This is a genomic window from Pseudomonas sp. DF11, assembly GCF_058148565.1.
Genome location: NZ_JBYVYN010000008.1, coordinates 239997 through 255587, shown reverse-complemented (window position 1 = coordinate 255587; position 15591 = coordinate 239997). Strand labels below are relative to the sequence as shown.

20 protein-coding genes are annotated in these 15591 nt (G+C 57.1%); 18 read left to right on the top strand and 2 right to left on the bottom strand.

All coding sequences use genetic code 11. The annotated features are described in order from the left end of the window. Positions 1 to 2: 2 nt before the first annotated feature. Together AC30D9_RS22965 and AC30D9_RS22960 are read left to right on the top strand one after the other, a co-directional pair. The gene (locus AC30D9_RS22965) at positions 3 to 479 is read left to right on the top strand and encodes a phage tail protein (RefSeq protein WP_490144907.1); all 477 of its coding nucleotides are present in this window, start codon (positions 3 to 5) and stop codon (positions 477 to 479) included. Next, entirely contained in the window at positions 476 to 934 is a 459-nt protein-coding gene (locus AC30D9_RS22960; RefSeq protein ID WP_490144943.1) for a phage virion morphogenesis protein, read from the top strand. Before AC30D9_RS22965 ends, AC30D9_RS22960 begins: the two co-directional genes overlap by 4 nt. A 24-nt stretch (positions 935 to 958) precedes the next feature. Here the strand turns inward: AC30D9_RS22960 and AC30D9_RS22955 are convergent, their stop codons facing one another. Then, positions 959 to 1516 carry a hypothetical protein gene (locus tag AC30D9_RS22955; RefSeq protein WP_490144906.1) on the bottom strand — a complete coding sequence of 186 codons (558 nt, stop codon included), beginning with the start codon at positions 1514 to 1516 and terminating at the stop codon, positions 959 to 961. Positions 1517 to 1533: 17 nt separating this feature from the next. After that, positions 1534 to 2895: a hypothetical protein gene (locus AC30D9_RS22950; RefSeq protein ID WP_490144905.1), complete on the bottom strand. Its 1362-nt coding sequence runs from the start codon at positions 2893 to 2895 to the stop codon at positions 1534 to 1536. Positions 2896 to 3069: 174 nt separating this feature from the next. Between AC30D9_RS22950 and AC30D9_RS22945 the strand changes: the two genes are divergently transcribed. The 16 genes from AC30D9_RS22945 (at position 3070) to AC30D9_RS22870 (ending at position 15542) form a co-directional block, all read left to right on the top strand. Then, the gene (locus AC30D9_RS22945) at positions 3070 to 3642 is read left to right on the top strand and encodes a phage baseplate assembly protein V (RefSeq protein WP_490144904.1); all 573 of its coding nucleotides are present in this window, start codon (positions 3070 to 3072) and stop codon (positions 3640 to 3642) included. Continuing rightward, positions 3639 to 3983 (top strand): GPW/gp25 family protein, encoded by a 345-nt coding sequence (locus AC30D9_RS22940; RefSeq protein WP_490144903.1) that lies wholly within the window; start codon positions 3639 to 3641, stop codon positions 3981 to 3983. The genes AC30D9_RS22945 and AC30D9_RS22940 overlap by 4 nt, the downstream gene beginning before the upstream one ends. Further along, positions 3980 to 4891, top strand: coding sequence for a baseplate J/gp47 family protein (locus tag AC30D9_RS22935; RefSeq protein WP_490144902.1), 912 nt, complete (start codon positions 3980 to 3982; stop codon positions 4889 to 4891). The genes AC30D9_RS22940 and AC30D9_RS22935 overlap by 4 nt, the downstream gene beginning before the upstream one ends. Next, the gene (locus AC30D9_RS22930) at positions 4891 to 5517 is read left to right on the top strand and encodes a phage tail protein I (RefSeq protein WP_490144901.1); all 627 of its coding nucleotides are present in this window, start codon (positions 4891 to 4893) and stop codon (positions 5515 to 5517) included. The genes AC30D9_RS22935 and AC30D9_RS22930 overlap by 1 nt, the downstream gene beginning before the upstream one ends. After that, complete coding sequence (locus tag AC30D9_RS22925) at positions 5507 to 6724, top strand: phage tail protein (RefSeq protein ID WP_490144900.1); 1218 nt, start codon at positions 5507 to 5509, stop codon at positions 6722 to 6724. Before AC30D9_RS22930 ends, AC30D9_RS22925 begins: the two co-directional genes overlap by 11 nt. 2 nt (positions 6725 to 6726) lie before the next feature. Further along, positions 6727 to 7155: a phage tail protein gene (locus tag AC30D9_RS22920; RefSeq protein ID WP_490144899.1), complete on the top strand. Its 429-nt coding sequence runs from the start codon at positions 6727 to 6729 to the stop codon at positions 7153 to 7155. Between the two features lie 402 nt (positions 7156 to 7557). Continuing rightward, positions 7558 to 7917, top strand: a complete 360-nt coding sequence (locus AC30D9_RS22915) for a DUF6124 family protein (RefSeq protein ID WP_490144898.1) — start codon at positions 7558 to 7560, stop codon at positions 7915 to 7917. Between the two features lie 128 nt (positions 7918 to 8045). After that, positions 8046 to 9215, top strand: coding sequence for a phage tail sheath protein (locus tag AC30D9_RS22910; protein WP_490144897.1), 1170 nt, complete (start codon positions 8046 to 8048; stop codon positions 9213 to 9215). 29 nt (positions 9216 to 9244) lie between these two features. Further along, complete coding sequence (locus tag AC30D9_RS22905) at positions 9245 to 9760, top strand: phage major tail tube protein (RefSeq protein ID WP_490144896.1); 516 nt, start codon at positions 9245 to 9247, stop codon at positions 9758 to 9760. Positions 9761 to 9785: 25 nt separating this feature from the next. Beyond that, complete coding sequence (locus AC30D9_RS22900; RefSeq protein ID WP_490144895.1) at positions 9786 to 10115, top strand: phage tail assembly protein; 330 nt, start codon at positions 9786 to 9788, stop codon at positions 10113 to 10115. Positions 10116 to 10123: 8 nt separating this feature from the next. Further along, positions 10124 to 10243 carry a GpE family phage tail protein gene (locus tag AC30D9_RS22895; RefSeq protein WP_100263901.1) on the top strand — a complete coding sequence of 40 codons (120 nt, stop codon included), beginning with the start codon at positions 10124 to 10126 and terminating at the stop codon, positions 10241 to 10243. After that, positions 10233 to 12776 (top strand): phage tail tape measure protein, encoded by a 2544-nt coding sequence (locus tag AC30D9_RS22890; protein ID WP_490144894.1) that lies wholly within the window; start codon positions 10233 to 10235, stop codon positions 12774 to 12776. The genes AC30D9_RS22895 and AC30D9_RS22890 overlap by 11 nt, the downstream gene beginning before the upstream one ends. A 6-nt stretch (positions 12777 to 12782) precedes the next feature. Next, positions 12783 to 13223: a phage tail protein gene (locus AC30D9_RS22885; protein WP_109754330.1), complete on the top strand. Its 441-nt coding sequence runs from the start codon at positions 12783 to 12785 to the stop codon at positions 13221 to 13223. Further along, complete coding sequence (locus AC30D9_RS22880; RefSeq protein WP_490144893.1) at positions 13220 to 14488, top strand: phage late control D family protein; 1269 nt, start codon at positions 13220 to 13222, stop codon at positions 14486 to 14488. Before AC30D9_RS22885 ends, AC30D9_RS22880 begins: the two co-directional genes overlap by 4 nt. Beyond that, complete coding sequence (locus AC30D9_RS22875; RefSeq protein WP_490144892.1) at positions 14485 to 14733, top strand: Com family DNA-binding transcriptional regulator; 249 nt, start codon at positions 14485 to 14487, stop codon at positions 14731 to 14733. Before AC30D9_RS22880 ends, AC30D9_RS22875 begins: the two co-directional genes overlap by 4 nt. Next, positions 14694 to 15542 (top strand): DNA cytosine methyltransferase, encoded by an 849-nt coding sequence (locus AC30D9_RS22870; RefSeq protein WP_490144891.1) that lies wholly within the window; start codon positions 14694 to 14696, stop codon positions 15540 to 15542. Before AC30D9_RS22875 ends, AC30D9_RS22870 begins: the two co-directional genes overlap by 40 nt. The last annotated feature ends 49 nt before the right edge of the window (positions 15543 to 15591 follow it).

Sequence of the window (15591 nt, the reverse complement as noted above, 5' to 3'; positions counted from 1 at the left end):
TGATGAACAAACCTGAAAGCCTGCGCACTCACCTGCTCGCCACCATTAGCGAACTAAAACACAACCCCGACCGACTTCTGATCTTCATCGACAACGGCAAAATCCGCTGCACCGCGGCTGCCTCGTTGTCGTTCGAGTACAGCTTTGATTTACAGGTCATCCTCACCGACTACGCCGGTCACCCCGACAGCGTCATGTTGCCGTTGCTGGGCTGGCTGAGCGTGAACCAATCCGATCTGCTGGAGAACTTGAACAAGTCCGCCGAGGGCATCCAGTTCGAGGCCGACATTCTGGACAACAGCAAGGTGGACCTGAGCCTGACACTGTCGCTAACCGAGCGTGTGGTTGTGGGGAAAGACGCCGACGGCAATACCACCATTCACCATCCTGGCGAACCTAAACAGGTGGCCGCATTCCTTGACCCGGCGTGGATACCTGGTGCCCAAGGCACCGGCAGTGAATGGGTCGTGCCGAAGTGACCAACCGATTGGAAACGCTGGAGGATTGGGCCGCCGGCCTGCTGGGACAACTGGAACCGGCATCGCGCAACAAACTAACCCGTAGCATCGGCCAGGCCCTGCGGCGCAGCCAGCAGCAGCGAATCATCGCCCAGCGCAACCCGGACGGCAGCAAATACGCGCCGCGAAAGCAGCGCAACCTGCGGGAAAAAAAAGGTAGAGGGAAGCGTAAGATACAGATGTTCAAAAAGTTGCGAACGGCAAGATTTCTGAAGGCCCAGAGCGACAGCGACATCATTAGCATCGGATTTACTGGACGTATCGCCAAGATCGCTAAGGTACACCAATACGGATTGAGGGATCGTGTAGGGCAGAAAGCCTCAAATATAGAGTACGAACAACGAATTATTCTTGGCTTCACCGAAGAGAACCTTATTTTAATTCGCACAGCGATACTAAAGCACTTCTCACCGTAGCTTTACCATCCACTGTATCGATCTCTAATCTTTATACCACGCTTCAAAGTGATGCGAAAAAAACGATGCATTCGCATCTATTGATGTCTTAGCAGTGACATAACCATTATTTGTACGCACCTCAAACATATACACCCGCCTATCGACCATCCCCGGCATAGTCACAAAAATATCCCTCACATCTTTTACATACAAATACTGATATGCCTCAGCCAAAAATTTTGGCTCCTTATCTGTTGCGTCTTCAACGGGCCACCACCTAAAGCCGTCAACCCTTTGCCATCTACGGCTTAAGAGACGATCGATCCAACGCGAGCCTTTATATCGTTCAAAAATTGAACAACTATGAATCACAGCCGCAACCGAACCTGGATTAAAGAGCGCCAGCTTCATAAGCACGTAACCATCCATTTGCTCCACCTTCACAAGTTGAAGCACTATAGAACTGCTTCGAGAAGTAGCTCGTGACAAATAGTAAGATGAAACCTGCGTAACTCTGTTTTTCATTTGCAGGAACAGCAAACATAGCGATATTACAAAACCAGCCCATGAAATGAACACTTGAACAGACTCATGATTCATTACCTCAACCTCCAATGTCAGTCTTGCCTAGTACAAAACCCTTCGAGCACTCCCATAAAACCAATCAGCGTCGATCTAAACGGTTCTAAAAAAAGCTTCCCGGAACGAGCATCTTCCAACCAACCGAAATAGCCCTCCAGCTCATATTGCGCGACCAGCTTTTCCGCCATAACTTTATGGCCCACAAGATAGAGCCCCTTCAAAATATAGACAATCGCACGCGGCATACCGAGAAAATCAAAAAAACGCTCTCTTAATTCTTCCTCATCAGAACATCTGTTAACGAGCGCCTGTTTATGAGCACCATAACACTTTGGATACTCTTCAGAGTATCGTGAGTTATGACACTCATACAAAGCCTTCAGATCTGCCAACCATTCGACACTTACTTTTTCCTTAATCGCCCCCCATAATCCATCTTGTACTTTAGCCCGATCTTCTAGCTCTTTGAAGAATTCATCAATAGACTCTTCGCGCCCTAGCTTAAGCGGCTCATCATCACCGGCCCTATCCTTAAGATATTCCATATCATTTACTTCAAACCAAGCATCGAAAAAAATGCACATCCCATCATAATCCAAACAAATCAGCTTTGGTGCTTCAAGTGCTGGCGCAGCTCCATAGTGGGACTTTATCTTGTCGATCGCTCTCGAAAAGTCATTACTACTAAGGGCATATTTCAACTTTAACTCTTCCACCAACTTCTTAAACTCCACCCCACCCCATTCCTTTTTTGGAGGCAGAAGCCTACCAATATAAATCAACTGGGAACGAGATAGCTTGCTAGTATGCGTCCCCAACGAATACTCCTCGATAAGATCGACACACATATACTCAAAATAATCCAATATAGCCTCCATCTCTGAAAACTTACGAGACAGATTTTTCAGATTAATCAAGGAAACATCTACAAGGTGTTTAAAATTCTCACTGTCATCAGGATATCGAAAAGTCTGCCCTGTCGAATCAATTTCTGCCACATCCATTATTCTCTGATGCAGAAGATCAATAAAAAATTTAAACCTCGAGTCAATTTTCGAGGCTGCCTCTGTAACGTACTCCCAGAGACCTCCAATATCATGAGATCCTTTTAGATCAAAATCCCGCAACCGTACCCGATAAGCAGATAGTTCTATAAAATAATTACAGATACCCTTCAAACGCAACTCAATTGAGTGCCGCATATTAAAACAAATAGGGTAGACGAATTTATCAACAGAGTATTCCAACCCTCTCCCACTGAGCACAGTCTTAATTAAAAGATTGGCTGCCAAGGAGTACCCCTGAGCATAATCAAAATAATCGGGTTGACCATTTTCCCCAACACATGCATTAGCCCAAGTAGGTTCCCCACCACAAAAAGTAGCATTCAGTTTCAAAGACACTCCTCCTTAGCATTTCGAAGATCAAAGAGGCCTTTTGCCCTGATTCCGTTCGTCAACTTTTACCGAAGCTACTAATTTGCCATCTTTCTGTCTATCCCTGCTTGTAGTGAGAGGTTCTACAAGCCAGTTCAAGTGCGCCTCCCTCCGAGTAACACGACCATCGTCATCATGAACGACCTCGCCACCCTCACCCGCCTACTCGAAAACCTCATCCGCTACGGCACCATCGCCGCCGTCCAGATGAAGCCCCCACGCGTGCGGGTCAAAACCGGAACCCTCATCACCGCCTGGCTACCCTGGATCGCCCTACGAGCTGGCGCCGACCGGGAGTGGAACCCGCCGACGGTCGACGAACAGGTTCTACTCTTCAGCCCCTCGGGCCAGCTCGGCAACGGCGTCGTCCTGACCGGCCTGTTCAGCGACCAGATCCCCGCCAACGGCGACCGCGAAGGCCTGCACCGCGTCACCTACCGCGACGGCACGGTGATTGAGTACGACAGCATCGCTCACCACCTCAAAGCCACCCTCGCCAAGGGTGGCACCACGCAACTGGTCAGCCCCGGCGGCATCAACCTTGTCGGCGACATTACCCACAAGGGCAATTACACCCAGACAGGTAACCAGGAGGTCACCGGAAAGGTCACCGTCTCGGCAGACGTGATAGCCGCCGGCATCAGCCTGGTGAAGCACCCGCACGGCGGCGTCATGCCTGGTAGCGGCAAGACGGGGAAACCGGAATGAATCGACACACCGGCGCCGCCATCAGCACCGCGGAGAGCATCGCTCAATCCATGAGCGACATCCTCAGCACGCGCATTGGTACCCGGGTCATGCGCCGCGAATACGGCAGCCTGTTGCCGGAGCTGGTGGACCATCCGTTCAACGACATCACCCGCCTGCAGGTGTACGCAGCCTCCGTCATGGCGCTGATGCGCTGGGAGCCGCGCATCAGCCTCAGCCGTGTGCAGTTCCAGGGCGCCACGCTGCAAGGCCAATCGACGTTGGATATCGAAGGCAGCATCGTCGACACCCACGAACCGTTGAGCCTAATCGTGCCTCTCCACCTGGGGGGAAGCGTATGAACTCCTTCGTCGCGATTGACCTGAGCCAGCTCCCTGCGCCCGAGGTCGTTGAACAGATCGATTACGAGCAGATCCTCACTGAGCGCAAGGCTTACGCCATCAGCCTCTGGCCCCTCGAAAAACAAGCCGAAATCGCTGCGCGTCTTGAGCTGGAATCTGAGCCGCTGACCAAGCTGCTACAAGAAAATGCCTACCGCGAAATGATCTGGCGACAGCGCGTCAATGAGGCCTCCGTCGCCAACATGCTGGCCTTGGCAAAGGGCAAAGACCTGGAGAACCTGGCCGCCAATCACAACGTCAAGCGTCTGGTGATTCAAGCAGCCAACCCCTCGGCCGTGCCGCCGATACCGCTGCAGATGGAAAGTGACGACAGCCTGCGGGAACGAGCGCAGATGGCGTGGGAAGGATTGAGCACCGCCGGCCCACGCAACAGCTACATCTTCCATGCTCGCTCCGCTGACGGCCTGGTTGCCGACGCCACCGCCGAGAGTCCCTTGCCAGCCGAGGCAGTCATCACAGTGCAATCGAACCAGGGCGACGGCACCGCTTCACCCGCGCTGCTGGCAACTGTGAAGGCCTACCTGGGCGACGACGACCGCCGCCCTGTCGGGGATCGGCTGACGGTGCAAAGTGCCCAGATCATCAACTATCAGGTCAAGGCGAAGCTGTTCTCTTGGACGTCCGGCCCTGAAAGCGAACTGAGCCTGGCGGCGGCCAACGCCCGGCTGTTGCGGTTCGTGCACCAGCGCCGCCGACTGGGGCTGGAAGTGTCGGAGTCAATCATTCACGCCTCACTGCATGTCGAGGGCATTCGCAAGGTCGTGCTGGAAGATTGGGTCGATATTGTCGCCACGAAATACCAGGCCCCTTATTGCACCCGCGTCGAACTGGCGATGGCAATTGAATGATGACCGACATACCCCTGCTCCCGAGCAATTCGACGCCACTGGAACGCCAAGCAGCGCAGGCCCTTGCGCAGATTCAGCGGGTGCCGATCCCGCTGCGCACCTTGTACAACCCCGACCTATGCCCCCTGCCCGTACTGCCCTATCTGGCCTGGGCTTTTTCCGTGGACCGTTGGGACAGCCAATGGACCGAAGCCGCCAAGCGCGCTGCCATCCGCAGCGCGTACTACATCCACTCGCGCAAGGGCACCCTCGGGTCACTGCGCCGCGTTGTAGAACCGTTAGGGTATCTGGTCGACATCGTGGAGTGGTGGCAGACCGAGCCTGAAGGCCCCAGAGCTACTTTCGCTTTAAAGATCGGCGTACTGGATACCGGTATCACCGAAGCGATGTACCGAGAGCTGGTCTGGCTCATCGACGACGCAAAACCGCTGACCCGACACCTGATCGGCCTCGACATCATTTTGGAGACCGCACTCGACGCCTTCGCGGGTTTAGCGATTTACGACGGCGATGAAATCGACGTCTACCCCTGGAGCAACCCCGACATCAACGTGAGCATCAATGGATATACCGGCATGAGCCTCTACACCCTCGACGAACTGGATGTGTACCCCCATGGTGGATGAAAAAACAATTTTCGGCGGCATGTTGACCACGCTCGGTGCCGCAAAAAAAACCAACTGCGATGCGCTCGGCATACCTTGGGAACCCAAGTACATGCTGATCGGCGACGCCAACGGCACCGACCCGGTACCGAGCCCCACACAAACGAAGTTGATCAACCAGGTGTATCGCGCCCAGCTCAATCAGCTACGTGTCTCACCGACTGACCCAAACATACTGATCGCTGAACTGGTATTGCCACCTGATGTGGGCGGCTGGTGGGTACGTGAACTGGCGCTTGAAGATAAGGACGGTGTGTTTTGTGCCGTTGGAAATGCGGCCCCCAGCTATAAGCCTTTGTTGACCCAGGGCACAGGACGTAATCAGGTGGTGCGGATGCACATCATCACCACCGGTACCGCGAATATTCAGTTGAAGATTGACCCTTCAGTCGTGCTTGCGACTCGCGAATATGTCGATAGCCGAATTCAGGAAGAGCTGCACAAGCTCGATCACAAGCAGTCGGTTCGCATAGCCACCACGGCCAATATCAAACTGACAGGCCATCAGAAAGTCGACGACGTAACAGTGGTTGCAGGCGACCGGGTGCTAGTGAAAGACCAGAAGGCGGCCATGGAGAACGGTATTTACATGGTCTCCGCGGGGGCTTGGCAACGTGCGCCGGATGCCGACAGCAGTGCCAAAGTCACCTCGGCACTCTTCGTATTTGTCGAGCAAGGCACCCTTCAAGCCGACACGCTCTGGCAGTTGGCGACTGACGAAGTCATTGAGCTGAACACCACGGCGCTGACATTTCGCAAAGTGCCGCACAATGATGCGCCCAGTCGAATGGCTACCCAGCCAGAAGTCGATGCCGGGAAGCTTGATACAGTGGCGGTATCCCCGAAAACGATGCGCTGGGGCTTTGCCGCCGCCTTTCATCAAAACGGCTACATCATTTTTCCTTCTTGGCTCGGTGGTCTCATCATCCAGTGGGCGCAGACTATGATCCCTGAGGGCGCAGGTGAAGTTCATTTAAACCTGCCAATCGCCTTTCCCAATACCTACTTTGGCTCCTCGATATCAACTTCCTCTGCCAAAATGGTCGCCATGAATCGCTATAACCACTCTCTAAGCAGCGTCATCTTGCAGGCAAGATCGATCAGTAGTTCAGGCCTTGACGTGCCAGAAGTTAAGGTCTTCTGCCAATACATTTGCCTAGGGAGATGAACATGCGCAAATACAGTAAGAGCACTGGGACTAGCTACATTGTTGGTCTTCATCAGGACATCCCGTTTGATGCGGTGGAGATCTCAAACGAATGCTATGAGCGGGTGATCGGTAATCCTCCCCCGGGTAAGGTGCGAAGCCATGATGCTACGGGGTTGCCAATTCTGATCGATCCACCACCATTCACGCGGGAGCAATTGGCAGTCATTGAGCGTCTTTGGCGAGACGCCCAAATCAACAGCCTGCGCTGGCTGCGCGAACGTCACCAGGACGAAGTGGATTCAGCACGCCCCACTACACTCACTGCCGAACAATCAGTAGAGCTGCTGGACTACGTCCAGGCCTTGCGCGACTGGCCGGTAGCCCCTGATTTTCCACGCTCAGAATGTCGACCTGCAGAACCGTCGTGGGTAGCTGGGCTGACTCGATAAACACGGGTGCAATGCCCCGCTCGTTTTAACGGCAGGTACTGAACCTACAGCCACATACCCGGTTACATCGGGTGCTGACCCAAAGGCTACATCGCCTTGCGCCTTTGCCTACAACTAAGCCAGAATCCGCCCGCTTGTGCGCCTTGGTCCATATCGGTAGCTTGGTTTCCGTCACTGCTCATCAGTGATCGGGTTTAGCGACCCGAATCGGTATGGATGCAACAGCGCTCCTGATTTCATTGCGGACGTTCATGTCTGCAATCGTTGCAATGGCGGCTGTACGCGGGAGACCTTCGGGTCTGCCGGGCTCCTGTACCCCCGGTTCGCTAACCTGCGTCCAGCCGCCACCCTAACTTGATTAGCGACAAGTCATGGTGGCCCAATCAGGTCAGGAGATTCACCATGTTCAAGGTTACACCCAATCCCCCGGAATCAGATCCCACCTCTTCCTACTCAAGCCTCGACCCGGAAAAATTCCACGAAGCCACTGAGCGGGCACTCAATCATTATTTGAAGCCGCCACCGGTCAAACCCAAGAAGGAACCTGCGGCGGATCAGCTCTTCACTGTCGTCGAAAGCATCGATACTGAAAGCCTGCTCGCCAATCTCAGCGAAAACCTGGCGTCAGCCAATGCCATGATCAGCGACCTGGCATTCGATCTTAAAGGTTCTCGCCGGCATGTTGCGATGGGTATTCAGCAAGTCATTGAAGTGAGTGAACTGCTGGCGAATCGTGCGCTGGATATCGTCGATCCGCGTTAGCAATGGGGCCGTGACTGAAAGGGCTTGCCGGCGCTTGTAGCCCCCCTGCCTACAAGGCCGTCTGCTCGTCCAATCGGTGCAAACGCGGCAGCCTGTGCAGTGTCATTTCAAACACTGCACAGGCACCCATGACCGATTATCTCCATGGCGTGCGGGTCATCGAACTCAACGACGGCACCCGCCCCATTCGCTCCATTCCTACCGCTGTAATCGGCATGGTCTGCACAGCCGATGACGCCGACGCTACCGTTTTCCCCTTCGACACGCCGATCCTGCTAACCAACGTTCAAACCGTTATCGGCAAAGCCGGTACCAAGGGCACCCTGGCGTCCAGCCTCAAGGCCATTGCTGACCAGACCAAGCCGTACACCATCATCGTGCGCGTGAAGGAAGGCGCCACCGAGGAAGACACCGCCAGCGCCCTGATCGGTACCACCACCGCCGAAGGTAGATACACCGGCATGAAAGCTCTGCTCGCCGCCAAAGCCCGCGTCGGCATGGTGCCACGCATCCTGGGTGTGCCAGGCCTCGACAGCTTGCCGGTGGCTACCGCCCTGGTGTCCATTGCTCAGCAGGTACGCGGCTTTGCCTACGTCAGCGCCTGGGGCTGCCAAACCAAGGAAGAGGTGGTCGCTTACCGGGCCAACTTTGGCGCTCGTGAAGCGATGGTCATCTGGCCGGAGTTCCAGAACTGGAACACCGTCACCAACGCTACGGTGACCGCCTCAGCGGTGGCCCGCGCCTTGGGTTTGCGCGCCAAAATCGATCAGGAAGTAGGTTGGCACAAGACCCTGTCCAACGTGCCGGTCAACGGCGTCACCGGCATCAGCGCTGACGTGTTCTGGGATCTGCAAAACCCCGCCACCGACGCCAACTACCTCAACAGCCACGAGGTCACCACGCTCATCAACGAGGGCGGCTTTCGCTTCTGGGGCAGTCGCACCACCAGCAACGACCCACTGTTCGCTTTTGAGCATTACACCCGTACCGCTCACATCCTCGCTGACACCATGGCCGAAGCTCATATGTGGGCGGTGGACAAACCGCTGCACGCGTCCCTGGTGCGGGACCTCATCGAAGGGGTCAACGCCAAGTTTCGCGAAATGATCGGGGCGGGCTATTTGATCGGCGGCAAGTGCTGGTACCCGGACGATGCCAACGACAAAGACACCCTCAAGGCCGGCAAGCTGTTCCTAGACTACGACTACACACCCGTGCCACCGCTGGAAGACCTCACGCTGCGCCAGCGCATCACCGACCGCTACCTGATCGACTTCGCCAGCAAGATCAATAGCTGACCCCACCCCTGCGCACTGGAGAACCCGACATGGCCATGCCCCGCAAACTCAAAAACCTCAATCTGTTCAACGACGCCAACAGCTACCTGGGCGTGGTCAAGTCCGTCACCCTGCCGCCGCTCGGCCGCAAGATGGAAGGCTATCGCGGCGGCGGCATGAACGGCCCGGTCAAGGCCGACCTCGGCTTCTCAGACGACGGTATCCAATTCGTCTGGAAGACCGGAGGGCTGGACCTGATCGTTCTCAGGCAGTTCGGCGCAGTCAACGCCTCGGGCATCGCGTTGCGCTTTTCCGGCGCCTTTCAGCAGGACGACACCGAAGCCATCAGCGCGGTCGAGGTGGTGATGCGCGGTCGTCACGAGTCCATTGAGATGGGGGAAGCGCAGCCCGGGGAAGACACCGAGCACAGCATCACCACCACCTGCACCTATTACAAATTGATCGTCGACAACGAAGACATCATCGAAATCGACCTGCTCAATTTCATCGAAATCGTGGATGGCGTGGACCTGCTGGACAAGCAGCGCAAAGCCATCGGCATCTGACCCATACCGCCATCTGGAGCCCGCTATGAACACTCAAGACCACCTCGAAGCCCTGCCGCCCCAGGACGACAACACCGTCCACCTGGACACCCCGATCATCCGTGGCAAGACCGTCATTGATAGCATCACTCTGCGAAAGCCTCAGTCCGGCGAGCTGCGCGGTGTCCACCTGGTGGACCTGCTGAATATGGACGTCGCTACCTTGTTCAAGATCCTGCCGCGCATCAGCCAGCCCAGTATCACGGCACCGGAAGCCGCCAACCTGGACCCGGCCGACTTGTTCACCTGCGGTGCCAAGATCGCCAGTTTTTTATTGCAGAAAGCGGCGAAGCCCGATGCCTGCCTCGTTGCGTAGAAGACGCCATGGCCGACCTTGCCGTGGTTTTTCACTGGGCGCCGGCTGACATGGACACGCTAGGGCTGCAAGAGCTAATGGAGTGGCGCGAGCGCGCCCGTGTGCGGAGTTCTACCGATGGCGAATGACTTGAAACTGCGCGTGCTGCTCGACGCCATCGACAAAGCCAGCGGCCCGCTGAAGGCCATCGACAAAAGCAGCATCGCCACCGCTCGCGCCTTGAAAGAAACCCGCGACCGCCTCAAGGCCCTCAACGCGCAACAGCACGATGTCAGTGCCTGGCGTGCTCAGCGCTCGGCCGCACTGCGCACCGAACAGGCGCTTAACGCAGCGCGGGAAAAGGTCAAAACACTCAGCCAACAATTCGCTGCCACCGGGGCGCCAACCCGAGCCATGACCCGGCATTTTCAGCATGCTGTCAGGACCGCTCAGGCACTCAAACAACAGCATCAAAAACAAAACGAACAACTCCAAGCACTGCGCACCCGACTATCTGCCGCCGGCATCAGCACTCAACACCTAGCCCGCGATGAACGCCATCTACGGCAACAGACCAGCGCCGCCACTGCCAGCCTCAACGCCCAACACAAACAACTGGCCGCGTTGACGGAACAACGCCGACGCCTCAACGCTGCGCGGAGTTCGATGGACGCCTCTCGACGCACCGCTGGCGAGCTGGTCGCCAGGGGAGCTGTCACGACGGCGGGTGGTGGTTCGGTTCTGTATGCAGGGGCACGGTTGCTGTCGCCAGGCATCGACTTCGACGCCAGCATGAGTCAGGTACAGGCCATCACCCGACTCGACGCACAGGCCGACGCGCTCAAAGCCTTACGCGCCCAGGCGCGTCAGCTGGGCGGCGCAACCCAGTTCACGGCGGGCCAGGCCGCCGATGCGCAGGGCTATCTTGGCATGGCAGGTTTTGAGCCCCATGCCATCCAGACCGCGATGCCAGGCATGCTCAATCTCGCGGCAGCCGGCGGCACTGAGTTGGCCCAAACGGCCGACATTGCTTCGAATATTCTTTCCGGGCTGGGGCTAACAGCCGATGAAATGGATCGTTTGGGCGACGTATTGGTGGGCACGTTTACCCGTTCCAATACCACCTTGCAAATGCTGGGCGACACCATGAAATACGCCGCGCCCATGGCAAGAACCTACGGTGTGGGACTGGAAGTGGCCGCGGCGATGGCCGGTAAACTCGGTGATGCAGGACTACAGGGCAGCATGGGCGGCACGGCGCTCAGCTCGATCATGAACCGCTTGGCCGCACCGCCCAAAGGCGCGGAAAAGGCTCTGAGGCAACTGAACATCGCCACGGCCGACGCCGTTGGCAATCTGCGCCCGCTGCCGGATTTGCTGAAGGAGATCCACGACAAAACCCGTGCCCTGGGCACTGCCGAGAAAGGCGGCCTTTTCAAAGCCATAGCGGGTGAAGAGGCGGTAAAAGGCATGGCCCAACTGGTCGAACAAGCCGGCACCGGGCAATTGCAAACACTCATCGCTAGTCTGCGCCAAAGCCGGGGCGAAGCCGCTCGTACGGCCAAGGTCATGGCGGACAATCTCAAGGGTGACTTGATTACCCTCAGCAGTGCCTGGCAAGACCTGGGCATCGAACTGCAAGACCAGCAGAACGGCCCGCTGAGGGAACTGGTTCAGTCCGTGACGACACTTGTTCGAAGCATCAAAAGCTGGACCCGGGAGAATCCGAAACTGGCGGCCGGGCTGGTAAAAGCCGTCGCCGTCATGGCCGCGCTGGCTGTCGCTGTTGGCGGTTTGATGTTGGCCCTGGCGAGTGTGCTGCTACCGTTCGCGGCATTACGTTTTTTCCTGGTGCTGCTGGGCTTTCGCTTGCCAGGACTGATTGGTCTGCTGACAACGCTGGGCCGTACCGTGCTGCCATTTCTTGCCAAAGGGTTGTGGATGATCGGGCGCGCTTTGATGCTCAACCCCATTGGCTTGACCATCACCGCCATCGCAGGCGCGGCCTACATGTTGTATCAGCACTGGGACGCCGTGAGGGCTTATCTGCTTGGCGCATGGGACGAGATTCAAAGCGGCTTTGATGAAGGGCTGGGCGGCATCTTGAAAGTGCTCGCAGACTTCAGTCCGGTCGGGCTGATCTACCAAGCTTTCGTCGTGGTGATGAAATATCTGGGCGTCGATTTGCCCAATCGCTTTACCGCCTTTGGTGGGCTGATGATCGATGGCCTGGTTAAAGGACTGACTGCCGGTATGGGCAAGCTCAAGGATGTGGTCGATCGGCTTGGCACCCGAACGATTGATGCCTTTAAGGAAACCCTCGGCATCCACAGCCCCTCGCGAGTGTTCGCCGAGCTGGGTGGCTTCACCATGGACGGTCTCATCCAGGGCCTAATACGGCGCGCCGACGACCCCGTGCGCACCATGACGGTCTTAAGCCAACGACTCATCGAGGCCGGTGGGCGGTTGGCGTCCGTTGATTCATTGACGATTGATCATCGCGCCCCGATCAGCCCTCGGCCTGCCCAGCACATCGACAGTCACGACACCTATGCCATTCACATCCACACCACGCCGGGTATGGACGCCAACGCGGTGGCCCGGGCTGTGCGTGCCGAGCTGACACGGCATCAACACGAGCAAGCCGCTCGACGCCGCAGCCGCCTTGCGGACCTGGAGTAACCGACAATGATGCTTGCCTTGGGCATGTTCGTCTTCAGCCTTTCCACTGCGGCCTACCAGGCGCTGCAACGTCAAACCGAATGGCGCCACGCGAGCAACAACCGCGTCGGCGCTGCCCCCGCTCGACAATTCGTCGGTCGCGGCGACGACACCATTACCCTGCCCGGTATCATCTTGCCGGAGCTGGCCGGCAGTGCCCTGAGCCTCGACGCCCTGCGCCTGATGGCAAACACCGGTAAGGCCTGGCCGATGGTTGAAGGCAGCGGCCGGATCTATGGCTTGTGGATTATCGAAAGCCTGCACGAAACCAAAACCCTGTTCTTCCGTGACGGTACGCCACGACGTATCGAGTTCACGCTGAGCCTCAAGCGCATCGATGACGACCGCATCGACCTGCTCGGCGCAGCCACCCGTGTGGGCGTCAGTATCATGAGGGCGCTGCTGTGATCGACGCGACCCTGTCCAAGGTCATCGGCTACATCGAAGACTTGGTCGATGGCTACCGCCGCGATGCCGCTTATCCCGTGCCGGCGTTTCGCATCACTGTCGATGGCAAGGACATCGCCCAGTTGATCAGCCCGCGCCTGATGAACCTGGACCTGACCGACAACCGCGGCATCGAGGCCGACCAACTCAGCATCATCCTCAGCGATCATGACGGGCTGCTGACTATTCCGCCGAAAGGTGCAGTGATCCGCCTGTGGTTGGGCTGGAGCGACACCGGCCTGGTGGACAAAGGCAGCTACACGGTCGATGAAATCGAACACAGCGGCGCGCCGGACATGCTGAATATTCGCGCCCGTTCGGCGGACCTGCGCAAGGGTTTCAAAACCAAGCGCGAGCGCAGTTGGAGCAACACCACGCTCGGCGTCGTGCTGGGCGATATCGCCTTGAGCAACGCCCTGACCGTCAGCATCGCCGACGCTTTGGTCGGATTGCCCATCCTGCAGTTGGACCAGGCCAACGAGTCCGACGCCAACCTGATCAGTCGTATCGGGGAAGAGTTCGACGCAGTGGTCACCGTCAAGACTGGTTGCCTGCTGTGCCTACCGGCTGGCGGCGGCAAGACTGCCAACGGCGCCGACCTGCCGCACATCACCCTCACCCGCGCCGACGGCGACCAACACCGCTACCTGGAAGCTGATCGCGACAGCTACGACGGGGTGCGAGCGTATTTCTACGACGTGAACAGTGCGAAGAAACAGGAGGCCATTGCCGGCGGTGGCGATTATCTCAAAGACCTGCGCCACACCTACAGCGACCGCCAGTCAGCCTTGCGCGCCGCTCGTGCGGAATTCAATCGATTGCAGCGCGGTAGCGCGACGCTCAGCTACACCCTCGCACGGGGTCGGCCTGATCTGATCCCCGAATTGACCTACACGCTTCAGGGCGTGAAGCCGGAGATCGACGCGATCATCTGGTACGGCGGCAACGTGCTGCACAGCCTCAATGCAGACAACGGTTACACGGTCGACCTGATGTTGGAAAGCAAGCTGCCCGAGGACAGGGTTGAGGATCTGGCAGAAGAGAACAGAGGCGACTTCACCGGCATCATTGCTCATTACCGTGACAAGAAGACCGGCAAGGAAAAGGCGGTGACAGCAGGTGATCAAAGCAGGCCGAAGCGGTTGCGATGGTTGTACACCACGGAGAAATCAGCAAAACGGGCGATTGATCGGGAGTGGCGGCGAATGCAGACAGAGACGCCATGACCCGGGCACGGAAAAACGATTACGAACACCTCAAGGACGATTACATGCAGGACATACGTTGCGGCCATTGCTGTCGCAAGCTGGCCGCCGCCAGCGGCTTCCAGGAACTACAGATCAAATGTCCGCGTTGCCGGACGCTTAACCATTTGAAGGCCCAGAGCCTCCCCTCAGTGTGCCGCGAGCATCCAGAACAACGAGTTCATGAATGCAGCGACCCACGATTGGAAGCCTGTTCGCAGGCATAGGAGGCTTTGATGTCGGTTTTGAAAACGCCGGATACCGCAGCGCTTGGCAAGTTGAACTCAACCCCATCAACCGGGCTGTGCTTGCCGATCGATTTCCCCATGCACAGCAATTTGAAGACGTGCGCACCTGTGGCGCCCACAACCTCTCCCCCGTCGATGTCCTCACCGCAGGCTTCCCCTGCCAGGACATCAGCATTGCCGGATGCCGAGAGAGCAACCAAGACACCCGAGGCCTACGCGGCGAGCGCAGCGGCCTGTTTTGGGAAGTCATACGAATCCTCAAAGAGATACAACCTGGCTGGGTGGTCCTTGAGAACGTCGTTAACCTGCTCGCTGTCAACGATAGCCAAGACTTTGAGACAGTCATCCGGGCCCTTGCGGAGTGCGGGTATGTGGGATTTTGGCGAGTGCTTAATGCTCAATATTTCGGAGTCCCCCAGCAACGTCGTCGAATATTCCTGGTCGCCGGTTATCGACGAATGCCCCCCTTCGAGTTCCTGGCTGACGCCGCGCCAGTGGATGCAATACCTCCAGCGTCTCGCTCGATCCAATGGCCACGCCCCGCGGATACCTGGGCTGCCAATACTCTATTGGCAAACAAAGCCGGATCCCAGATCGCTTTGGGCTGTACCACTTTCGTCGCTCACCCGAACGGATGGGATCAGATGGCTGAGCGGCAGCGAGCGGCTGAAGATGATGGGGTTTGCCTCGGACTGGATGCGGCCAACCTTGCGGAGGCTTTCAGTGCCGGAAACGCCGTTGTTACGCAGGTCGCGGAGTGGGTTGGTCGGATCTTGAACCATCCATAGGCGAGGTCTCATATGTAGCTACAAGCTACACGCGTATATACAGTAGCTA